General features: G+C 70.0%; 20 protein-coding genes and 1 pseudogene. 14 read left to right on the forward strand and 7 right to left on the reverse strand.

The genetic code is table 11. The features are described 5' to 3' along the window. The first annotated feature begins 104 nt into the window (after positions 1 to 104). From ACWEQG_RS21150 to ACWEQG_RS21165, 4 genes and pseudogenes are all read left to right on the forward strand, one after another. Positions 105 to 416, forward strand: coding sequence for a hypothetical protein (locus ACWEQG_RS21150; protein WP_452286945.1), 312 nt, complete (start codon positions 105 to 107; stop codon positions 414 to 416). A 361-nt stretch (positions 417 to 777) separates the two neighbouring features. Next, on the forward strand, positions 778 to 1251 hold the full coding sequence (locus ACWEQG_RS21155) for an aegerolysin family protein (protein ID WP_452286947.1): 474 nt from the start codon (positions 778 to 780) through the stop codon (positions 1249 to 1251). A gap of 191 nt (positions 1252 to 1442) precedes the next feature. After that, positions 1443 to 2552: a hypothetical protein gene (locus ACWEQG_RS21160; RefSeq protein WP_452286949.1), complete on the forward strand. Its 1110-nt coding sequence runs from the start codon at positions 1443 to 1445 to the stop codon at positions 2550 to 2552. A gap of 90 nt (positions 2553 to 2642) precedes the next feature. Then, positions 2643 to 3293, forward strand: a pseudogene (locus ACWEQG_RS21165) (IS701 family transposase); the annotation flags it as partial. Between the two features lie 255 nt (positions 3294 to 3548). Here the strand turns inward: ACWEQG_RS21165 and ACWEQG_RS21170 are convergent. After that, positions 3549 to 4751 (reverse strand): alpha/beta hydrolase family protein, encoded by a 1203-nt coding sequence (locus tag ACWEQG_RS21170; RefSeq protein ID WP_452286952.1) that lies wholly within the window; start codon positions 4749 to 4751, stop codon positions 3549 to 3551. Positions 4752 to 4962: 211 nt separating this feature from the next. Between ACWEQG_RS21170 and ACWEQG_RS21175 the strand changes: the two genes are divergently transcribed. Together ACWEQG_RS21175 and ACWEQG_RS21180 are read left to right on the forward strand one after the other, a co-directional pair. After that, positions 4963 to 6123, forward strand: coding sequence for a sensor histidine kinase (locus ACWEQG_RS21175; protein ID WP_452286954.1), 1161 nt, complete (start codon positions 4963 to 4965; stop codon positions 6121 to 6123). Next, positions 6111 to 6752 carry a response regulator gene (locus ACWEQG_RS21180; protein ID WP_452286956.1) on the forward strand — a complete coding sequence of 214 codons (642 nt, stop codon included), beginning with the start codon at positions 6111 to 6113 and terminating at the stop codon, positions 6750 to 6752. The genes ACWEQG_RS21175 and ACWEQG_RS21180 overlap by 13 nt, the downstream gene beginning before the upstream one ends. Before the next feature lie 764 nt (positions 6753 to 7516). Here ACWEQG_RS21180 and ACWEQG_RS21185 read toward each other — a convergent pair. Next, on the reverse strand, positions 7517 to 7651 hold the full coding sequence (locus tag ACWEQG_RS21185) for a hypothetical protein (protein WP_452286958.1): 135 nt from the start codon (positions 7649 to 7651) through the stop codon (positions 7517 to 7519). A 781-nt stretch (positions 7652 to 8432) separates the two neighbouring features. On the opposite strand from ACWEQG_RS21185, the gene ACWEQG_RS21190 reads away from it, so the two are divergent. The 3 genes from ACWEQG_RS21190 to ACWEQG_RS21200 are packed head-to-tail and all read left to right on the forward strand — an operon-like array spanning position 8433 to position 10683. Beyond that, entirely contained in the window at positions 8433 to 9923 is a 1491-nt protein-coding gene (locus ACWEQG_RS21190; protein ID WP_452286960.1) for a hypothetical protein, read from the forward strand. After that, positions 9920 to 10390: a RipA family octameric membrane protein gene (locus ACWEQG_RS21195; RefSeq protein ID WP_452286962.1), complete on the forward strand. Its 471-nt coding sequence runs from the start codon at positions 9920 to 9922 to the stop codon at positions 10388 to 10390. The genes ACWEQG_RS21190 and ACWEQG_RS21195 overlap by 4 nt, the downstream gene beginning before the upstream one ends. Beyond that, positions 10387 to 10683 carry a DUF7701 domain-containing protein gene (locus tag ACWEQG_RS21200; RefSeq protein ID WP_452286964.1) on the forward strand — a complete coding sequence of 99 codons (297 nt, stop codon included), beginning with the start codon at positions 10387 to 10389 and terminating at the stop codon, positions 10681 to 10683. Before ACWEQG_RS21195 ends, ACWEQG_RS21200 begins: the two co-directional genes overlap by 4 nt. 414 nt (positions 10684 to 11097) lie before the next feature. Here the strand turns inward: ACWEQG_RS21200 and ACWEQG_RS21205 are convergent, their stop codons facing one another. After that, positions 11098 to 11424, reverse strand: a complete 327-nt coding sequence (locus ACWEQG_RS21205) for a helix-turn-helix domain-containing protein (protein WP_452287273.1) — start codon at positions 11422 to 11424, stop codon at positions 11098 to 11100. Positions 11425 to 11438: 14 nt separating this feature from the next. On the opposite strand from ACWEQG_RS21205, the gene ACWEQG_RS21210 reads away from it, so the two are divergent. After that, positions 11439 to 12314: an FAD-dependent monooxygenase gene (locus ACWEQG_RS21210; RefSeq protein ID WP_452286966.1), complete on the forward strand. Its 876-nt coding sequence runs from the start codon at positions 11439 to 11441 to the stop codon at positions 12312 to 12314. Here the strand turns inward: ACWEQG_RS21210 and ACWEQG_RS21215 are convergent. Further along, positions 12311 to 14434 carry a S8 family peptidase gene (locus ACWEQG_RS21215; protein WP_452286968.1) on the reverse strand — a complete coding sequence of 708 codons (2124 nt, stop codon included), beginning with the start codon at positions 14432 to 14434 and terminating at the stop codon, positions 12311 to 12313. The two genes, ACWEQG_RS21210 and ACWEQG_RS21215, sit on opposite strands and share 4 nt — an antisense overlap. Before the next feature lie 697 nt (positions 14435 to 15131). Between ACWEQG_RS21215 and ACWEQG_RS21220 the strand changes: the two genes are divergently transcribed. Both ACWEQG_RS21220 and ACWEQG_RS21225 read left to right on the forward strand, forming a co-directional pair. Next, entirely contained in the window at positions 15132 to 15392 is a 261-nt protein-coding gene (locus ACWEQG_RS21220; RefSeq protein ID WP_452287275.1) for an ArsR/SmtB family transcription factor, read from the forward strand. After that, positions 15389 to 16018: an arsenic resistance protein gene (locus ACWEQG_RS21225; protein ID WP_452286970.1), complete on the forward strand. Its 630-nt coding sequence runs from the start codon at positions 15389 to 15391 to the stop codon at positions 16016 to 16018. The genes ACWEQG_RS21220 and ACWEQG_RS21225 overlap by 4 nt, the downstream gene beginning before the upstream one ends. An 82-nt stretch (positions 16019 to 16100) precedes the next feature. On the opposite strand, the gene ACWEQG_RS21230 is transcribed toward ACWEQG_RS21225, so the two are convergent. Both ACWEQG_RS21230 and ACWEQG_RS21235 read right to left on the reverse strand, forming a co-directional pair. Continuing rightward, positions 16101 to 16466, reverse strand: a complete 366-nt coding sequence (locus ACWEQG_RS21230) for an ArsR/SmtB family transcription factor (protein ID WP_452286972.1) — start codon at positions 16464 to 16466, stop codon at positions 16101 to 16103. 77 nt (positions 16467 to 16543) lie between these two features. Next, positions 16544 to 17593, reverse strand: coding sequence for a flavin-containing monooxygenase (locus ACWEQG_RS21235; RefSeq protein WP_452286974.1), 1050 nt, complete (start codon positions 17591 to 17593; stop codon positions 16544 to 16546). Between the two features lie 59 nt (positions 17594 to 17652). Here ACWEQG_RS21235 and ACWEQG_RS21240 point away from each other — a divergent pair, with 59 nt between their 5' ends. Both ACWEQG_RS21240 and ACWEQG_RS21245 read left to right on the forward strand, forming a co-directional pair. Then, the gene (locus ACWEQG_RS21240) at positions 17653 to 19059 is read left to right on the forward strand and encodes an FAD-dependent oxidoreductase (RefSeq protein ID WP_452287277.1); all 1407 of its coding nucleotides are present in this window, start codon (positions 17653 to 17655) and stop codon (positions 19057 to 19059) included. 5 nt (positions 19060 to 19064) lie between these two features. After that, on the forward strand, positions 19065 to 20297 hold the full coding sequence (locus ACWEQG_RS21245; RefSeq protein WP_452286976.1) for an MFS transporter: 1233 nt from the start codon (positions 19065 to 19067) through the stop codon (positions 20295 to 20297). A gap of 25 nt (positions 20298 to 20322) precedes the next feature. Here the strand turns inward: ACWEQG_RS21245 and ACWEQG_RS21250 are convergent, their stop codons facing one another. Beyond that, positions 20323 to 21543 carry a GNAT family N-acetyltransferase gene (locus ACWEQG_RS21250; RefSeq protein ID WP_452286978.1) on the reverse strand — a complete coding sequence of 407 codons (1221 nt, stop codon included), beginning with the start codon at positions 21541 to 21543 and terminating at the stop codon, positions 20323 to 20325. Between the last annotated feature and the right edge of the window lie 21 nt (positions 21544 to 21564).

Genomic DNA, 21564 nt, shown 5'->3' on the forward strand with positions numbered 1-21564 from the left:
ACCCACTGTAGTCAAATAATAGCTGTCTGTGATTGAGTGGTGACGTCCTGATGAAGGCCCGTCAGCCGACGGCCTTCCCGCCGCCGACAGATGACAGGAGCCCCATGAGAACTCGCTTCCCGCTCGTCACCCTGGCCGCCGGGTGCGCCCTGGCCGGCCTGCTGGGCACGGCCATGCCCGCCCACGCCGCCACCGGCCAAGTCGTGGTCTTCTCCACCGAGCACCAACCGCTGGACATCTACACCGACCCCACCGGCTGCTACAAGCTGCGCATCACCGCCCACTCCCTGGACAACCAGACCGACGCCCCCGTCGCCGTGTACGCCGACCCGTTCTGCCTCACCCCGGGCATCACGGTCCAGCCCGGCTACGGCGCGCACCTTACACCGGGGTCCGGAAGCTTCTCGGTGAACTAAGGCCACGGCCGCTGCCGACCACATTCGAGCACCAGGGTGCTGAGACGCCAGCGCGGTCTCGGCACACGATCTGCGCACCGTGGTGCCAATACGTGAAATGAGCACAGGGCCACGACGCGAGGGGCGATTCCTTCGTGCACGAACTCCGGGCGGTGGCGGTGTCGTCTCTTGGTAAGGGCATAGTGGCGGATCGGTCGTTGCCGGGAGGAGGACATGTGAATACGGTGAGTAAAAAGTCGATTACGCAGAGTACAGACTACTGAAGATCGCCAGTCGGCCCACCCGGGAAGGAAGGACGATTTCGGTCTGCCTTTGCGCGACGTCCGGTCAAAGACATCCTGTCTCAGGAGAGGAGCATCCGATGACCCGTTGGGTTAGCCTGGCCGCCGTAGCGGCGCTGGGAGCCGGGCTTGCGGCGGTTCCTGGTGCCGCACAAGCCGCGTCGGCCCCCGACCCGGTGGCACGACAGCAGCGCGCGGCACGCAGCGTCGACGTCACGTTCAACAACACCACCAAATGTGTGCTGACGCTGCGCGACAAGGAGCTGGACCACGGAATCTGGGTCAAACACCCCGCGCGGACGATTCAGCCCGGCGCCGGCGACAACTTCGAGACCGAGTCCGACGGATTCATGACCGGCACCGAGGCCGCGGTGAGCTATCTGGCCAGCAACTGCACCCAGTCAGGCAAGCGGATCCGCTTCCACTGGGACAACCCCTACACGGGACGCAACAGCTACGACTGGGACCAGACCGACCAGGTCTTCGACACCTACTACACCGGTGGTAACGGCGACAACGCCACCGTGACCGCAACGGTCTCGGCACCCGACTGATCCGCCGGCCTATCGGCTCTCACCCAGGCAGATCACCGACCCGGTCCCGCAGCGGCGATCCCCCGCGGCCTGTTCTGGAGCCTCCTGCCGGCCAGATCAGGCCGCCGGGGACGGACCGCCCCCTCCCGGGGGCCGGTCCGGGTCGCGGCAAGGCCAGCCTCCCTGTGATCCTTCATTCCAAGGAGCGCGCTGTGACGACAGCCGACCAGACCTACGACACCTCCCAGCCCTCCGGCGCCACGCTCAAGCCGGGCGGCATCTACCTGATCAAGCAGGCCGACGGGAACAACGTGCGGGTGTACCGGCCCGAGCTGCCCAAGTGCCTACTCGACCTGGCCGCCAAGCCCGAGGCCGCCAACTACTTCCACCTGATGCCGATCAACAGCGCACGCACCATCTACTGGATCGTCAACGCAAACCGGGGCGAGCTGGTGATGCCTGAAAACCTCAGCAGCGCCGCGGACACGAACCTTGTGATCGAGACCTCCGGCCAGCAGCGAACCTGGGCCGCCAACACCCTCACGCACTGGGCCATCGTCGGCAACGGCGTCGGCTACGAGATCACCAACGCGAGCACCAGCCTGTACGCCCGCCGCAAGAGGGCGGCCGACCCACCGCTGGTCGTCGGGGACGACGATGAAGTCCTGGCCCGGTTCACCCTCCAAAGGGTCAACCACCTGCCCAAGGTCGAGAACTTGACGCACATCGACACCGACCCGTCCCAGATCGGTGACGTGGACCGGCTCAAGGGCTTCCAGCAGCCCAGGATGCGCACCGACGAGGTCCTCATCGGCCAGGTCGCCATCCCCTACCTGGCAATCAACGAGCCCGGTAAGGACACCACGTGGCAGGCCAAGCACAGCCCGTACTACATCGTGCGGCGCTACGGCTACTGGCAGCAGGTGCTGTACTACGAGCACGCCGGCAACAGCAACTACACCAAGACCGAAGAGGCCTACATCGGGCTGACCACTCGCAACCAGCAGGTGGTCGAGGACACCACCAACATCCGCGTCAGCCTCGACCTCGCGTTCTCCTACGAGGGATTCTCCTCCGCGGTCAGCTCCTCCTACGAACACGAGCTGAAGGTCACCACCACCTCGGAAGAGATCAAGGAGCAGTGGAAGAAGGTGACCGTCAGCCGGGACTTCAAAAACGACGGGAAGCGTGTCGCCCTGTGCGTTTGGTACCGCGGAGATCACTACACCGTTAACCGGATCGATTCGGCCGAAACCCTGATCGCCGACTGGCGCACCCTCACCGAGACCGGCCACATCGACGACGGGTGGCCAAAGAACTGACCCATCCCGGCCTCCATGTCGACACGCCGTTCTCGACTGGCCTCAGTGTCCTGATCGCCAGCACGCCGGCCTCGGCCCGAGCCGGCGATGGATGAGGTCTACGGCCAGGACCCGCGCCTGCGCGGGCTGCTGGAAGCGTGGCAGGCCGGGTATGTGCTGGTGATCGCGGGCACGGCCCGGGTGCGGTGCGAGGGCCTCGACTGGCAGGCCGCGATCACCGCGCACGTCCCCGATACCCACTGGCACCTCTACAGCGCCGGACGCGGCGCCAAAGGGCACCGATGGTACGCCTAGCCATGGACCCGCATCGGCACCCACCGCAGCGGTCACCGTTGGCTGCTGATCCGCCGCAACCTCACGACCGGGGAAGTGGCCTTCTACCGCTGCCACGCACCACGGCCGACACCACTGGCCACCCTGGTGCGCATCGCGGGTGCCCGCTGGACCCTCGAGGAGTCCTTCCAGGCCGCCAAGGGCCAGGTCGGGCTTGACCACTACCAGGTCCGCAGCTGGGACGGCTGGTATCGCCACACCACCCTGGCGATGCTCGCCCTGGCCTTCCTCGCGGCCCTGGCCGCATCCCAGCCCGACGGCGACGAAGGCCATCTCCCCTTGACCATGCCCGAGATCCGCCGCCTGCCGGCCGTCCTCACCCGCACCCGACACCACCGGATCGAGGAGATCCTGCACTGGTCACACTGGCGACGCCGCCAAGCACTCCCCGGCGTTTCCTGCGGATGATCGAGGCCAACCCGACCATGGCGGCCCGCCACCGGGGATAGCAGCAGGCCTGGGAGGGAGCTGCTCGTCCCGCTGGTCGCCGCCCACCTGCCGGGTGACCTGCCCGCCGATCGGGACCCCGCGCCCCGGGCCCTCGTCGCCTCCGCCGTGGCCTGGCCCAACGCCGCCATGCGGGCATGGGCGGCAGGCGACGGCGCCGGCTCCCGGGACGTGTTGCTCGACCGTACGATGAACGCCCCGCTCGGCTGACCGGCGTTACCGGACGAAACGGATCTCGGGATAGCGCGGGTCCGCGCCGCACATCAGCCGGCTGCGCCGGCCCCGCAGGTGCTGGTCGAAGAAGGCCCGGAGGTGGTCGCGCTGGATGGTGACGGAACGCTGCGGGCGGAGCGTGCCGACCAGTCCGGCGAGCTGCTCGGGGGTGAGGCCGATCTCCGGGGCGGCCTGCGGGTACAGCACCTGGCCGTCGTTGAACGAGCCGTGGACCGAGCCGGTCAGGCTCAGCTCACGTTTCCAGCCCCGCTGGCTCGTCCAGAACGCGTCCCAGGTCGGGTCCTCCGGGTCGGTGCCGTGGTCGCTGCTCAGCAGCAGGAACGGCCGGTCGGAGCCCGCGACGGCGCCCGCGCCGACGAGTGTGCCGTCCAGGTTGACCCCGGCCTTGATCCGCCGGTCGTGGTGCATCGTGGCGGCGGCGGTGCTGCCACCGAGTGAGTGGCCGAACATGCCGATCCGGTTCAGGTCGAATGCGCCCCGCAGTCCGACGGGAAGCCGGCGGTTCCCCGCGTCGGGGTTGCCACCGGCGTTGACGACGGCCAGCTGGTCGAGGACGAACCGGGTGTCGGCCGCACGAACCGCGACGGCCCGGGCGATGATCCGCTCGTCGATGTCGGACGGGATGGCCGCCACCTCGACCCGCCCGTCCGGGAACTCGACCTCGCTGGCGTCGTGGGTGTGGTCGATGGCGACGACGATGTAGCCGTGGCTCACCAGCTCCTCGGCGAGGACGGTGCTGGTGCCGCGGTCGCCGCCCAGACCGGGCGAGTAGAGCACGACCGGACGGCCGCCGTGCACCGGTGCGCCGGCCCGGCCGTGCGTGGCCGTCGCTCGGACTCTCTCTGCGGGCAGGCCGAAGACCTCGGAGAAGTGGGGCACCGCGCCCGGCGACAGCCACGGCGCCGCCGGGTGGCCGTGGATGTGCCGGGCCGGATACCAGATCTGGATCATGATTTCGCGAACCGGCCGGCCGGGTACCCAGGGATCGGTACGGGTGCGGTCGACGAGGTGGAGCGCGACGGTGCCGAGCTGCTCAGGGCCGGTCGGCATGGGCAGCGTGTACCCCTCGGCGGCCGATCGTGGCCGGGCGGCGGCCGGCGCGCGGGTGATGACGCCGAGGCCGGCGGTCAGGACAGCGGCCGACAGCAGCGACCGGCGGGTGAGGGCCGGGGCGAGTCCGGGCATGGTGCGACTCCTCAGGAGGCGGGGTGAACGGTGATCACCCTGCCGGGATCCGGACGCGCTGTCGGTGGGGCGGGCAGCCGGTTCGGGGTGGGGTTACCCGTACCTCCGCGGGTGGGGTAGCACCATGACCCGCGCCGGCGGGCCGGTCTAGGTTGATCCCGTGACTTCGGTGGAAAAGGCTGTACCCCGGCGCGGCGGTGCGCTCCCCAGGGTGCTGAGTGCCCTCTGGCCGGCGCGCACCTGGCGTGCCACCCTCCACGCGCTGGCCGGGCTACCGCTCGGCGTGGCCGCCTTCGCGCTGACGTGCGGGTTGCCGGTCGGCGTCGGCTACAGCGCGATCTGGAGCCTGCTGTACGCCTCCGGCGACGACGTCGCGCTGACCACCCTGTTCGTCGTGCTCACCGTAACCGCCACGCTGTCGCTGCCACGGGTGGTGCGGGGCCTGTCCGCGGTTCAGCGCCGACGGTTCCGGGCGCTGCTCGACGTCGAGATCACGCCGTCGCACGGGTGGTGGCGGCAGTTCGGCTACCACGTGCTCAGCCTGTTCATCGGGGTGTCCGGCGCTGCCGCGGTGGCGGTCTGCTGGTCGGCGACTCTCCTGGCCTGGGCCGAGCCCGCCTACCTGGTCCTCGCGGCACCGGCGCTCGTCGCCGCACCGTGGGTGGCCCGCGTCGTGGCGCGCGCCGACACGGCGGCGGCCCGGGCGCTGCTCGGGCCGAGCCGCAACGAGGAGCTGTCCGTGCGGGTGGAGACGCTGTCGCGCAGCCGCGCCGAGGTCGTCGCCGCCACCGACGCCGAGCGCCGCCGGATCGAGCGCGACCTGCACGACGGCGCCCAGCAGCGGCTGGTCTCCCTGGCGATGAATCTCGGCATGGCCCGGGCCAACCTCACCGACCTGCCCGCACCGGCCCGGCAGGCCATCGTGGAGGCCCACGACGAGGCCACACAGGCCCTCGCCGAGTTGCGGGAGTTCGTCCGCGGCCTGCACCCGGCGGTGCTCGACGACCGTGGCCTCGACGCGGCGCTGTCCGGCATCGCAGCCCGCGCACCTGTCCCGGTGCGGGTGGCCGTCAGCGTGCCAGGTCGCTGCTCGCCGGGCGTCGAGGCGGTCGCCTACTTCGTCGTCTCGGAGGCTCTCACCAACATCGCCAGGCACGCCCACGCGAGCCGTGCCGAGGTCACTGTGGACCGCGTCGCCGACCGGCTCCGCGTCGTCGTCACCGACGACGGCCGAGGCGGCGCCACACTCGTCGGCGGCACGGGGCTGCGCGGGCTCGCTCAGCGCGCCGCGTCGGTCGACGGGACGTTCGCGTTGCACAGCCCGGCCGGCGGGCCGACGACGGTCACCGTGGAGCTGCCGTGCGGATCGTGATCGCCGAGGACTCGGTGCTGCTCCGCGCGGGTCTGACCAAACTGCTCGCCGACGGCGGGTTCGACGTCGTCGACGCGGTGGCGGATGCCGAGCAGTTGCTGCGCGCGGTCGCCGAGCACCGTCCCGACCTGGCCCTGATCGACGTGCGGATGCCGCCCACCCACACCGACGAGGGCATCCGCGCCGCCCTCGTCATCCGGCACCAGTTTCCCGCGGTCGCCGTCCTCGTGCTGTCGCAGTACGTCGAGGAGCGTTACGCCACCGACCTGCTGTCCGTGCGAACCAGCGGCGTCGGATATCTGCTCAAGGACCGGGTCGCCCACGTGTCCGACTTCCTCGCGGCCCTGCGCCGGGTGGCCGCGGGGGGCACCGCCCTGGACCCCGAGGTGGTCGCGCAGCTGCTGGTTCGCCACCGCCAGGACCCGATGGACCGGCTCACACCCCGCGAGCTGGAGGTGCTGCGCTTGATGGCGGAGGGCCGCTCCAACCACGGCATCGTCGACAGCCTGAAGGTCAGTCACAGCGCCGTCGAGAAATACATCACCAGCATCCTCAGCAAGCTCGACCTGCCCCCGACCGACGCCGACCACCGCCGCGTCCTCGCCGTGTTGCGGTTCCTGCGCATCTGACCGCCGGGCCGGTTGCCCAACCCCCCGCACTCGCCGCGGCGGCCGGCAGCCGGCGGTCAGCCGACCGGCCAGGTCCGGCGGATCGGCGCCCACCGCCACCACGTCAGGCATCGCCATGCCCATTCCGCCAGGCCGTATCGGAACCGCAGCAACCAAAGCCGGCTCCACCGCCTGCGGTATCAGGATTCCCATCGTGAGCCCGACGATCGCCGGGAAGTCGTCCGTGCTGTCGATGCCGCGCAGCGGTCCCTCGCCAGGGCGTAGCCGATGGTCAGCAGTCCCGGAATGAGCCCGTACCCGATGACCGCCTGCGCCCCGAGGATCAACAGGACCAGCCCGGTCACGAGCGCCGCCCGGCCACCGAGGCGACTCAGCGGCAGAAGAACGACCAGGCCCACGATCGTGTATGCGGTGAGTGCTTCCCCGGGGTGAAGGAGGAAGTGCAGCGCGCCGATGCCGAGTAGCTAGCGTCGGGTCCGCGATCGTATGGCTCAACGGAACCCCACGGCGTCGGCAAGACAACGACCAGCGCACTCGTGCAGCAACTGATCCCGAACTCACGGTGCGAGCGACCAGCACGGTGATCATGCTTGTCGCCATCCGCTGTCGGCGACCACCACAGACCCGGAGGTTGCGCTGCCGCTTGTACGACGGGAACCTGCGTACCGGCTTGGCCAGCTCAAAGCGCACCTCTGCCGAGTCCAGCAAGGAGGCACAGACCTCCAGATCGTCGGCGCCAACGAACCCGACCTCGAACTCCGCCGTTAACGACCCACCACCCAGGCCCGGCATCGCACCTTCTCGGCCTGCTCGTACGCGCTGGGGTCGGCGGCGAAGAAGGCCTCGACGGGCGTCTGCGACGGCTCCCCGCTGAGGATGCGTTGTCGATCAAGATGCACCGCTCAGCATCGGCGTCCTTTACGGCGTAGATTTCGCAGTCCCGTTCAAACACGAGGCGCTCCCGCGGCCAGAGGACCGGCGAATGCGGTGACACGCTGGACAGACATCCGTCACTGGGCGGCACCGTACGGGAGGGCGACTCCTGATAACACCTGGGCGGTCCAACAGAAAAGCCACAATCCCCGATCGAGCGGTTCGAGGATGTTTGAAATCCCGACTTCACGCTCTCGGTCTACTCTTCTAGCAGGAGAATCATCTGCTCGACAGCAAGCTGGTTTCCGGATTACGCCTGCCTTCGCAACATTGTTATTGCCTGGTCCGGCTCTCCATTTTGCTTCATTACCGCAACGATCTGCTCTAAAGCATAATAATCTCCTGCCTCTGCCTGCGCTGCAAGTTCCTCGATCCGACCTCCAGCCGCAAGCAGCTCCGCAAGTCGCTTGGATGAACCAGACACTCCCAGAATGCCGATCACGACGCCGGCCTGCGCGCAGTAGCTCTGCCAGCGGTGGTGGGCGGCGTCGTAGGCATCCGCGAACGCGTCCCGGCGCCGAACACCCCGACATCCTGACCACCCGGCGCAACCTCGCCTGGTGGACGAGGGAGGCAGGAGAGGCGGAAGGTACGTAGACGGCGGCACAGAACGAGGGCTCTGTACAGTCAACGCTCCGGCGTGACCCATGTCCGCTGTATTCCGGTAGCACCCCAGCTATGGACGATCCGGCTCACGGTTGCGATCCTGTGAGCCAGGATCGTTCGGCCCGGAGGGGCGGTCGACGAATGAAGCAGCAGCCGAAGGTGAAGATCGCGCTGATGGCCGGGGCGTTGACCGCCGGGGTGGCGCGCCTGCTGTGGAAGAAGATCGCCTCCCGGCGCTCCGGCGCCGAAATGGAGCCCGATTCCACCGACTCCAGGATCGTGTACTTCACCTATTCGCCGACCGTGAATTCTCCCACCGGGGAGGAGCTCATCGCCCGGAGTTCGATCAAGCTGGTTCCGGCGGGAGTTCTTGCCACCTGGAGCCGGATCAAGCGCTATCAGGATCTGACCGCTGCGGACTATGTGCTGGCCGGTGATGAAGGCGGCCGCCCGGTGGTCTGTGTGTCGCATCGATGGATCGAGACCGGGCATCCGGATCCCCAGGGCCGGCAGCTCCGGGAAATTCAGGGGCGCCTGCGAGAGCTGGCGGCCCTCGATGCCCGATACGCCGACTGCCTGGTCTTCTATGACTACAGCGCGGTGCCACAGGAGCCGCGCACCCCCGACGAGGACCTGGTGCAACAGCGGGAGATCAACGCGCTGGGCACTCTGTTCGGCACCTGCGACAAGGTGATCATCCTGTCGGAGGGCTACCGGGACTACATCGAGCGCGCCTGGTGCTTCTTCGAAGCGTTCGCGGCAACACGCGACTCCAGCTGGGACGGGGAAACAGCCACGGCGAACGTGCATTTCTTCGCCGATCAGCAGGACATCCGGACTGACCTGGAGTTCCTACTCTCGTCCATCTACCGGCGCATGTTCGGCACGGTCGTCTCCATTCGGACCTCGTTTGGCCACACCTACAAGCCGGAGCTGCGCGAGGTGCAGAACATCGCCGCGGTGTTCCAGCACTTCGGCTCGTGTGGAACGACCCGGCCCGACGACAAGCCGATGCTCAAGCAGATGCTGGTCACGGAGTTCCTGACCCGCCAGAACATGACGCCCTACGCGCGACTGCTGATCGCGATCAATAAGTTCTTCGACGTCACGCTCTGCATCATGACGACCAAGATGACGATCTGCCCCACGGTTTCCCGCATCGGCCGGACCGACATGCTCGTCCTGCAGTCGCTTGCCGTTGACGGACAGGGGGCCGGGGAGATGGAAGTGAGCCCGCTCGCGATATCGCGCGAAGACGCCGAGATCTACAAGCGAGAGCTGATCCAGGAATTCGTGCTGCGGTTGACCTGCCCGGATGGGTCCAGTCCGGAGGACCTGATTCAAACGGCCCGGGAAGCCCGAGACTGGAAGGGGTATTTCGTACCCGCCTACCCTCCGACCGCGGATGAGTACGCCGACCGCGCTCTGGACCTGTTCCCCACCCGCGACCATGTCCTGCACACGATGCTCGCGCTCAACCTACCCTTCATCAGCCATCCGGACGGGCATGTCTATTTCCCGATCATGCAGCCGGAGAACCCCGAGTTCAGGACAGCCTTCACCTCCGTCAGCTACGACAGCGACGGCAAGTCCACTCAGCTGGTGACGCTGTACCAGGTCGACGGCGCATGAATCCGGACAATACTCAGCGCGACGTCGCGCCGGCCGTGCTCGACCTGTACAAGCTGGCCGTGGAAATGGCCGACCGGCTGTCCGCGCGCCGAGGGTCGGCCAATGCGTTCTTCCTCACCGTGCAGACCACCTTCATCGCGGTGCTGGCCGTGACGGCGCCCAATCTGGCTAGGTCCCCGTGGGGTGTGGGACTCGTCGTGATGCTGGCCGGCATCGCTCTGTCGGCGACGTGGTGGCTGCAACTGCGCAGCTACCGGGACCTCAATGCGGCCAAGTTCAAGGTCATCAACAAGATCGAAGAGAATCTGCCAGTGAAGGCGTTCTCCGACGAGTGGGAGCATCTGAAGCGCGATCCCGTCCGCACGTGGCGGAATCGCTACGCCGAACTCGGGATGAGCGAACGTGCCATCCCGTGGGTGTTCGCCGCGTTGCACACCCTCATGTTCGTGGGAAGACTGTGGCAGTGAGCTACCTCAGCGACGACGCCGCGCTGATCCGGCGGTATCTGGACCGGACGGCCCAGCCACCACCGGAGTCGGATGGGCTGTTCCTGCTGTACGCCGTCCTGATGCGGGCCAAGGGCGAGCAGGTCACCGCCTCCGATGTGCACGACGCCTGGACCGCGTGGACGCTCACCCGCAACCCCGGCCATCCCGCCCTTCTGCCGTTCGTTGAGCTCAGCCCGGAGATCCGCGCCCTGGACCTCCCCTACATGCGCGCCATCCACTCGGCCGCCCGGCAGCGCGCGCAGGACGGCTGAGCGCCGGATCGGTCAGCGGGTGATCGGTGATCAGCGGATGCCCAGGGCGACCAGGACCAGGCCGGACACTCACCGGGATAGAGCTCCTCGAACCATGGCTGCGACGCCAGTTGGGGAGCCCACGCCTGGCGGCAGGCCTCTGGGGAGGATCGGACCGGATCTTGGCGCTACACGGCGCGCGGTAACGATCACTCGTGAGGTCCAATCCCCGTTGATCTTGTTCTCAGAAACACGTCCGGCATGGTGCGGTTATGCCATCGGCAATGTCACCAGCCCGCCGCGCCTGCGTCCTGGAGGGGCGGCATGAGTGGCAGTGTCGCCGAGGGCGACCGCCTCGCCGGTGGGCGCTCGGTTCGATTGGGCCTTGGCATGTCCGGCAGGATGCGTCGGCAGTCGGGGCTGCCGTCGGCTCCGTCACCGCGGCGGTAATGAGCGGCCCGACCTCGGTTTCGGCGTCACCACCCGGGCCGGACCCGCCTCCGATCCCGCCTGGCCCACCGCCGTACCGGTCTGCTGGGTACTCGGCCGCAGGACGGGTGCCTTCTCCGGTCCGGCGGTGATCAGTTCGCTGATCTCGCAGCCGAGCACGGCGCAGAACGCGTCCAGCTCTTCAGGGCGCAGGACATTGGGCTGGCCCGACCACAGCCCCGACAGCTTCCCCACGCTCATCTCCACGCCGCGCTCGGCGAGCAGTCGGCGCAGTTCGCTGGCTTTCCAGATCCCCCGGTTGGCTGCCGCCAGGCGTAGGTTCCGGGGTGACCGCCGAGGCGCTGGCCGACACCGGCGACGGGGTCGGCGTGCGGCTGTCCGACGGCACCACCGGCACGTACGACCTGGTCGTGGGCGCCGACGGCATCCGCTCGGCGGTGCGCGGGCTGATCGGGATCGACGCCGCTCCGCGGCCGACCGGCCTGGGCATCTGGCGTGTCCACACCCGCCGTCCCGCCGGGATCGAGCGCACCGACCTCGTCTACGGCGGCCCCTGCTTCACCGCCGGATACTGCCCGACCGGCCCGGACACCATGTACGCCTACCTCGTCGAGAAGGCCCGCCCGCGTGAGGCGGCCGGCGACAAGGTCGCACACATGCGCGCCCTCGCCGAGGGATACGGCGGGGCGTGGGACGAGATCCGCAAGGACATCACCGACCCCGAGCGCATCAACTACACGTGGTTCGAGTCGCTCCTGGTGGACCGTCCGTGGAACCGCGGCCGCGTCGTGCTCATCGGCGACGCCGTGCACGCCTGCCCGCCCACCCTCGCCCAGGGGGCGGCCCAGTGCCTGGAGGACGCCGCCGTCCTCGCCGAGCTGCTGCTCGCCGCCGACCGGCTCGACCGGCCGGTGTTCGACGCGTTCACAGACCGCCGGCGCGATCGGGTGAAGGCCGTGGTCGAGGCGTCCGTGCAACTCGCCTGCTGGCAGCTCGACCCGGCGCCGGACGCCGACATGCCCGGCCTGGTCGGCCGGATCACCGCGCTCGTGACGGAGCGGCGTGAGCCGGCGCGCTCCTCGCGGGCGGCGGTCACACGTGTGTCGCGGCGGCGACTCCGACCCGGACGCGCCGCGCGGCTTGTGAACACGAAGACCCCCGGCGGGGCGGGACGCCCGGCCGGGGGTTCCTCAGTCTCCTAGGGGAAGGTGGGGTACACGTCGTAGATCTGCCCGCCGACGCCGCGGTAGTTGGCACCGGCGGCCCAGAGGCCGTCGTTGATCAGGGGCTTGTAGTAGAACTGCTGCCCGATGGGGACGTTGATCCCGCACTCCCACAGGCCGGCCGACCTGCTGACGCAGTTCTGCCCGCCGGTCCAGCTCAGCGGCGCGTCGCCGCGCAGGGTGATCCGGTTGCCGGCGCCCGGGTCGTAGTGGACGCGGACGGTGGTCGTGAAGGTGGAGGTCGCCTCGAGGTGCCCGCCGAGCGAAGTGCGCACCGAGGCGCCGCCGGACGACGTGGCGGTCAGCACACCGCCGTAGAGGCTGTTCGCGGCGTCGACCTGGTGCAGGGTGACGGTGACCTGAGCGGTGCCGTTGGCGGGCACCGTGACCTGGTTGGCGCTCAGGGTGAACAGGCCGGCCGGGGCGGGCGTGCCGCCGGTGGAGCCGGTGGCGGACACGGCCAGGCCCAGCGTGACAGGCGTGGCGGCGTCGTTGGTGTAGGTCACGGTCTGCGTGGCCGTGGGCTGGGCGGCGGTGACCGACAGGGCGGCGCTCGGCGGGTTCGCCGTGACCTGCTGGCTCACCGCGCGGGCCGCGTCGACCCGGCCGGTGCCGTACGCGTAGGGGCTGGAGCCGGCCGCGGCCACGGTCGTGCCCATCAGGGCGTCCTTCAGCCGCTGCGCGCCCCAGGCGGGGTGGCGCTGCTTGACGAGCGCGGCCGTCCCGGCGACGTGCGGGGTCGCCATCGAACAACCGTCCTTCGCGCCGTAGCCGCCACCGGGCACGGCCGCGGTGATGTTCACGCCGGGCGCGGTCATGTCCGGCTTCAGGCCCTGCTCCCCCACCGGGCCCCGGCTGGAGAAGTCCGCCACGGTGTCGTTCAGGTCCACCGCGCCCACGGTCAGCGCCTTATCGGCGACGCCGATGGAACTGATGGTGGACGTGCCGGGCCCGGAGTTGCCCGAGCAGACCACGAACAGCGCGTCGTACTCCGCGGTCAGGCTGTTGATCGCCGCCGCGATCGGGTGGTCGACGCGAGCGGGGTCGCTCACGATGCTCATGCTGACGATCTTGGCACCCTGCTCGCCGACCGCCCAGTTCATCCCCGCGATGATCCAGGAGTCGTAGCCCAAGTTCCCGTCGTCGAGGACCTTGCCGACGACCAGGTCCGCGCCGGGGGCGACCCCCTTGTAGCGGCCCCCGGAGGCGGCGCCGGTCCCGGCGACGGTGGAGGCGGTGTGCGTGCCGTGTGAGTTGCCGTCCTCGACCCCGTTCGCGTTGCCGGTGAAGTCGGCGGAGGCGACGACCTGGTTCTGCAGGTCGGGGTGGTCGGTGTCGTAGCCGCTGTCCAGCACCGCGACCTTGACGCCGCTGCCGTCATACCCGCTCGCCCACGCGGTCGGCGCGCCGATGTGCGGGACACTCTGGTCGAGGCCGCCCGTCGCCCTGCCGTCGAGCCACAACTTGGTGACGCCTCCCTGCAGGCCCGAGGGCTTGGCCGAGCCGCCGGTGAGGCCGCGCCAGCCCTCGCGCGCGGCCTTCTTCTCGATGGCGAGCGCGCTGATGCCCAGGCGGGGGAATGCGAGGCGCCGCTTGGCCGCGCCGTCGAAGACGGCCCGGGCCCGCTCGGCGTTCTCCGAGGTCGCGCTCTTGCGGTAGGTGGTCATGACCGGGATGGCCTGGCTGTGCTCGTCGTCATAGCCGTCCGCGATCAGCGTGCCCAGCTCGAAGAGCTGGGGGTCGAGCCGGCCCGCCCGGATGAGGGAGGCCGCGTCCGACGGGACCACCGACACCTGGTCGCCCCGGTCGGTGACGGCGAAGGTGACGCCGGTGCGGCCCTCGCCCGGCTCGACCGACAGGACGCGCAGGTCGTGGCTCTCCAGACGCGCACGCACCGTGTCGCCGGTGACGAGCGTGACGGTGTGGTCTCCGGCCTCCGGCGCCGCGGCGGCTCCCGTCGCCGCGGAAAGACCGGAGGTGCCGGAGGAGGCCGAGGGAGTCGAGGGGCTTGGGGGCACGGTCTGCGCCGCGGCGGACGCGGCGAGCGGACCGAGGAGGGCGGCCGCCGTGAGGACGGCGGCCACGGATGAACTTCGCAAGGGTTGTCTCCCGAGTGGTCGAGATGATCACTACGCGAAACAGGCTAAGTTTTTCCGCGAAGTTCTGAAATTTGCGAAATCCGTGTTGTTCGGCAGAGTCCGCGATCAGAAAATCGGCGTGTCGCGCATCGATGAAAGCGGTTTCATCACAATCGGCCCGGCCGTGCCGCGAGATCGGCAGATATCCGCGCTCATGTGGCTTCGATCACATTGGTTTCCATTGTTTCCGCAGCTGGACGTGCTGTACGGGGCGCGACGCCCCAGCGTGGGCGAACCCGGAGCGTTAGCCACCATGCGACAAGCGAAGATTTCATCCGGCCGAACAGTACGTGAAACAAATGTAACGAACTATTGTTCCGGAGCGGGATGTCGATCGGGAACGGAGCGAAGTGGCCGCCCTGTAGGGCCTGGTCGAGATGCTCCAGATGTCGCCGGGGTTGCGGCCGTTCGAGTTGGCCGCATCATGGGCGCGGCCGGTGGGGCGGATAGCGGTGCCGTGCGGTGCGCCGCCTGACTCCTCCAGGCTGTACTTGCCGACCGGTGGCCTGGGCGTCTGAATGGCGTTGGGCTTCATCCCGCCGTGCCGAGAGCGGCGGGACAACGCGCGGTCGCCGGTGTATCGCTCGCGGACGGTGTCGAGGTCGAACCAGTAGAAGCGCAGTTTGACGAGCGGGAAGATCAGCTCGTACCCCTGCGGCTGCAGATCGTGACCCTGCTCGCCCGGGAGACGCTGTGCACCACGCACCTGGTGGCCGAGACCGGCGCGCGGCAGACCAACCTGTCCAACCACCTGAAGGTGCTGCGAGACGCCGGGGTGGTGGACACCGAGCCGTGCGGCCGGTTCACCTACTACCGGCTCAAGCCTGACGTCATCGCCTCTCTGGCGGGTCAGTTCGCCGAACTGGCCGAGACCGCCCGCGCCACCGCCGCCGCTGACAGGAAGAGGTCCTGCCCATGACGGCCACCGAGCCCGCGCTCGCCGCGTCCGGGGGCGTGGTGGGCAAGCTGTCGCTGCTGGACCGCTTCCTGGCAGTGTGGATCCTGGCCGCCATGGCCCTGGGTCTCGGCCTGGGCCGCGCCGTTCCGGGCCTGAACGACGTGCTGTCGAAGGTCGCGATCGGCGGGATCTCCCTGCCGATCGCCCTCGGCTTGCTGATCATGGTGTATCCGGTGCTGGCCAAGGTCCGCTGTGACAAGCTCGACGCCGTCACCGGCGACCGCCGCCTGATGATCTCCTCACTGGTCATCAACTGGGTCGTCGGCCCGGCCGTGATGTTCGCCCTGGCGTGGATCTTCCTACCGGACCTGCCGGAATACCGCACCGGCCTGATCATCGTCGGCCTGGCCCGCTGCATCGCCATGGTCATCATCTGGAACGATCTGGCCTGCGGCGACCGCGAGGCCGCCGCCGTCCTGGTGGCGCTCAATGAGCTGGCGATCGCCGTGGCCATCGCCACCTTCGGCGTCACCTCCGGCCAGGCCCTGTCGGGGGTCGTAGGACCGCTGATCGAGGTCCCCGTGCTGCTGGCGCTGGTCTACGTCTCCCTCGCGTGGCGTCGCAGATTCGCCCCTGCCACCCCCTGACAAGACACCCCCGTCGACGCCACGGGGGCCACTCCGGTAAGTCCGGAGCAGCCTCGCCGCATACAGGCCCAGGCTGTGGTTCTCAGGCGGGGGCGGCGCCGGTCAGCAGCCGGCCCATCCCGGCCAGCACGCTGGGCTCGACCCGGTAGTACACCCACGTGCCCCGCCGCTCGGAGGCCAGCAGACCGGCCTCCTTCAGCTTCTTCAAGTGGTGGGAGACGGTCGGCTGGGACACCCCGACATCGGAGATGTCGCATACGCACGCCTCGCCGCCGGGCGCGGAGGCGACCGCGGAGAACAGGCGCAGCCGCACGGGGTCGCTGAGCGCCTTGAACATCGCCGCCGTCCGCTCGGCTTCTGCGGCCGTGAGCGTGCGTTCGGTGAGCGGCGGGCAGCACGGCACCGCCACATCGGGCTCCAGCACCGGCAGTGTCCGCATATTCGACATGCATCTATGTTGACACACATCGAACCAACACGTGAGGGCCAACCCAGTCCACTCGTCCGGTGGCGACTGCAGGCCGGTCAGCGGCGCAGGCGGGCGGCCAGCCGCCGGGCGGTGCGGACGGCGTCCCGTCCCACCCCGCGCAGCGAGTTGGACGACAGGCTGCGCTGCCATTCCAGTCCCACGTAGGCGAGCAGGGGGTGAGTGAGTGAGGCGCCGTCGCGGTGCAGCGGACGCCCGGCCGCGTCCAGCGCGCCGAGCCCTGCCAGATAGGGGAGATCAGGGCGGTAACCGGTGGCCAGGACGATCGCATCCACCTGTTCGGTGGTGCCGTCCGCCCAGGTGACCTTGCCGTCTCCGACCTCGGTTAACATGGCACGCCTATCCGGGGCGCCGGAGTTCAGGGCTGAGCAGTAGCGGCCGTCGTCGAGGACCGGCTGAGTCGGAGGTGTGCGCAGCAGGCGGCCCAGGGGCGCGGTGTCCAGCCCGGTGACCGTGAGCCAGAAGTGCAGGTCCCGGCCGAGCAGGTGCTGGCGGGCGAACCGGACGGGGGCGCGGGTGGCCAGCGTCACCCTCGCCACTGCTGCGAGTTCGGCGGCGATCTGCACCGCGGAGTTCCCTGCCCCGACCACGATGACCCGCTGGCCGGCGAACAATTCGGGGGCGCGGTAGTCGGCCGCGTGCAGCACCGTCCCGGTGAAACCCTGCAGACCGGGCAGCGGGGGCCGATAGGGGTTGCCGAAGGTTCCGCTGGCCGCAACCACGGCCCGCGTGGCGAAGCGACTGCCGTCGTCCAGGGTGATGCCGAACCCTTCGCCCTCCACGCTGACCTCCGCCACGCGGGCCCCGGTGCGAATGTCGGCGTCCAGGCGGTCGGCGTAGGCGGTGAGGTAGTCGACCACCTCGTCACGGTGTGGGTAGCGGTCCGGGTCCCCGCCGAACGGCATGCCCGGCAGCGAGCTGTAGCGGGCCGGAGAGAACAGGGTGAGGCTGTCGTAGTAGCGCGGCCACGACCCGGCCGGCCGGTCGGCGGCCTCCAGCATCACCGGCGTCAGCCCTTGCCGTCGCAACGCGTACGCCGTGGCCAGCCCCGACTGGCCGCCCCCGATCACCACAACCTCGGCGTCCATGACGAACCCTCTCCCTAATTTGATGAGTGTCTATGTTGACGGTTATCGAAACAGATGCCATGCTGGCCGCGCAACTTATAGACGAATGTCGAATCAGAGGAGACACCGTGACCACGCCCGCCGCCGAACTGCCCGTCGTCGTGATCGGAGCCGGTCCTATCGGCCTTGCCGCCGCCGCCCACTTGATCGAACGCGGACTCGACCCGCTGGTGCTGGAGGCCGGCCCTGCGGCCGGGTCCGCCGTCCGGGAGTGGTCACACGTGCGGCTGTTCTCCACCTGGGGCGAGGTCGTCGACCCGGCCGCTGAAAAGCTGCTCGCCCCGACCGGCTGGGTCCGCCCGGACGCGGCGACGTACCCGACCGGCGGAGACTGGGCCGAGCAGTATCTTCAGCCGCTCGCCGACGCCCTCGGCGACAAGGTCCGCTACAACACCACAGTCACCGGCGCGGCCAAGGCCGGACGAGACCGGGTGGTGGACTCCGGCCGCGACGAGCAGCCCTTCACCGTGCACGTACGCGCCGCCGACGGCCGCGAAGAGCGCATCAGCGCCCGCGCGGTCATCGACGCCTCCGGCACCTGGACCACCCCCAACCCGCTCGGCGGCGACGGTCTGCCCGCGCTCGGCGAGAAGAGCGCGACCGATCGCATCTCCTACCGCGTCCCCGACCTGCGGGACCCGGCCGTACGCGCCCGGTACGCGGGGCGGCGCACCGCGGTGGTCGGCTCCGGGGCCTCGGCCTTCACCGCGCTGGCGGCCCTTGCCGACCTGGTGGAGCAGGAGCCGGGCACGCACGCAGTCTGGATTCTGCGGCGGGGCATCGGCGCAGGCACCTTCGGCGGCGGCGAGGCGGACCAGCTTCCCGCCCGCGGCGCCCTCGGGCTCGCCGCCAAGGCCGCTGTCGAGGCGGGACACACCACGGCGGTCACCGGCTTCCGCGCCGCCGCCGTGCAGCGGGACGGCGACCGCCTGGTCCTCGTCGCCGATGACGGCCGCCGCACCGAGCCGATCGATGAGGTCATCGTGCTGACCGGCTTCCGCCCGGACCTGTCGTTCCTGTCCGAGGTGCGCCTCGGCCTGGACGAGCGCCTTCAGGCCCCGCTCGCGCTGGCGCCGCTGATCGACCCCAACGTACATTCCTGCGGCACCGTCTACCCCCACGGCGTGGGCGAGCTGTCCCACCCCGAGCATGGCATCTACCTGGTCGGCATGAAGTCCTACGGCCGCGCCCCGACATTCCTGGCCATGACCGGCTATGAGCAGACCCGGTCCATCGCCGCCGCCCTGGCCGGCGACCGCGAGGCCGCCGAACGCGTCGAGCTGGTCCTGCCCGAGACCGGGGTGTGCGGCGGCTCCGGCCTGTTCGACCAGCCCGAGAACGCGGCTTCCTCGTCCGGCGGCTGCTGCGCCGCCCCGGCCACCCTGCAGATCGGCATCGGCGCTCCCGCCTCCACCGGCGGCTGCTGACCGCGGTGACTGACCTCCGCACCAGCGCGGCCGCGACCGGAGATGACGACCGGCCGCGGCCGCGCGCCGTCCTGCCTGCCCTGTGCCTCACCCAGGTGACCAGCTGGGGCGTGGTCTACTACGCCTTCCCCGTGCTCAACCCGGCCATCACCGCCGACACCGGCTGGTCCGCTGCCGCCACCACCGCGGCCTTCTCCGCCGCCCTGCTCGTCTCCGCGCTCGCCGGCATCCCCGTTGGCCGCATCCTGGACGCCCGCGGCCCACGGGCGGTGATGACCGTCGGGTCCATCCTGGCGACGCTCAGCGTGCTGGCCGCCGCCTACGCGCCCACCCTGCCCGCCTTCACCGCGGCCTGGCTGCTCGCCGGGATCGCCATGGCGGCCACCTTCTACCAGCCGGCGTTCGCCGCCGTGACCCGCTGGTGGGGACCCGACCGCGTTCGCGCGCTCACCATCGTGACCCTCGCCGGCGGGCTGGCCTCCACCGTCTTCGCCCCCCTGACCGCCGCCCTCGCCGAGCACCTGTCCTGGCGCACCACCTACGCGGTGCTCGCCGCGATCCTGGCCGTCGTCACCATCCCGGCCCACGCCCTCGCGCTGAGAGCCCCCTGGCCCCTCGCCCCATCGCCACCGTCCGGTCAGCCTGCACATGGACCTGGCGATGCGCTGGTGAATGTGGCCAGAAGCAGGCCGTTCCTCCTGCTGGCTGCCGCGCTTACCGCCTCCGCCTTCGCGATGTACGCCGTCGTCATCGCGCTGGTTCCCCTTCTCACCACTCGTGGCGCCTCTACCACGGCGGCCGCCTGGGCACTCGGCCTAGGCGGCGCCGGCCAGACCCTCGGCCGCACCCTGTACGCCGCTCTCGCCCGCCGCACCGACGTGAGGCTCCGCACCGCCGCGCTGATGGCGGCCGGTGGCGCCACCACCGCTGCCCTGGCCATCATCCCCGGACCCGTCGCGCTACTCACCGCGATCGCCGTCGCCGCAGGCATGGTGCGCGGCAACCTCACCCTGCTCCAGGCCACCGCCGTCCCCGACCGCTGGGGCACCACCCACTACGGCCGCCTGTCCGGCCTGCTGGCCGCCCCCGCCACCATCGCCGCAGCTTTGGCTCCCTTCGCCGGGGCCGCTCTCGCCCCACCCCTGGGCGGCTACCCGCAACTGTTCACCCTGCTAGCCGCCGTGTCCGCCCTCGCCGGCTTCCTCGCCCTGGGCACCGGGCTCCACCGCATCAGGTAGCGATCATGGCGCGCCACCGGTGACGTCAGACGGCGGGGCTGCGGCGTTCGATCATGAGGACGTCGCGCCAGACGCCGTGATGGCGGCCGATGCGTTCGCGGGTGCCGAGGACACGGAAGCCGGCCGCCTGGTGCAGGGCCAGGCTGGCCGTGTTCTCGGGGAACACGCCGGATTGGATGGTCCAGACGCCGGCGTCCTCGCTGGCGGTGACGAAGGCGTTCAGAAGGGCACGACCCAGGCCCCGGAAACCGTAACCAGGGTGAACGTAGATGCTGTGTTCGACGACGCCCGCGTAGACGGGACGGGCGGAGACACGGGAGGCGGCCACCCAGGCGACCACCTGTCCCGTACGGGTGTCGGCGACGACGTACCGCAAATGGCCGAGGCGGGCGGAACTGAACGTCTCCCAGGCCGGGGCGGTGGTCTCGAAGCTCGCGTGGCCGGTGTCGAGGCCGAGCTGGTAGACGCTCAGAACCTGGCCGGCGTCCTCGGCCCGCATCGGGCGGATCTCGAAGCCGGGAGCGACGGGCGGCTTGGCGGCCTTCACGATGGCCGAGTGGACGCCGTCGCCGTGGTCGGCGGTGGGGGTGATGGTGATGCCGGTGAAGCCGGCCTCCAGGAGCAGGGTGCGATACTCGCCGACGGTCAGGGAACCGGCCGTGCAGCCGATGCGGGTCTCGGTGCGGCGGCGCAGGTCCTGGTCGGGGATGGTGTCCTCGGTGACGACGTCGCTGACGCCGAAGCGGCCGCCGGGGCGCAGGACGCGGAACGCCTCAGCCAGGGTGGCGGCCTTGTCGTCGGACAGGTTGATGACGCAGTTGGAGATGACCACGTCGACCGTACGGCCGGGCATCGGGATGTGCTCGATGGTGCCGTACAGGAACTCGGTGTTGGTCACGCCGGCCTGTGCGGCGTTGTCACGGGCGAGGCTCAGCATGTCGGGGCTGGCGTCCAGCCCGTAGACCCTGCCGGTGGGGCCGACGCGGCGGGCGGACAGCAGGACGTCGATTCCGCCGCCGGAGCCGAGGTCGAGCACGACGTCGCCCTCGTGCAGGTCGGCGACGGCGACGGGGTTGCCGCAGCCCAGGCTGGCGCGCAGGGCGCCGTCGAGCAGGGCGGCCGTGTCGTCGTAACCGGCGGCGCCGACGCAGCCCTCGCCGAACGAGGCGGAGTCGTGGCCGGACTGGCCGGTCATCGCGGTCCTGGCGAACTTGGAGTAGCGGTCGACGATCTCATCGTGAGCCACGGCGGCCTCCTTCACGCGCCG

Source organism: Microbispora sp. NPDC004025 (genome assembly GCF_053604425.1).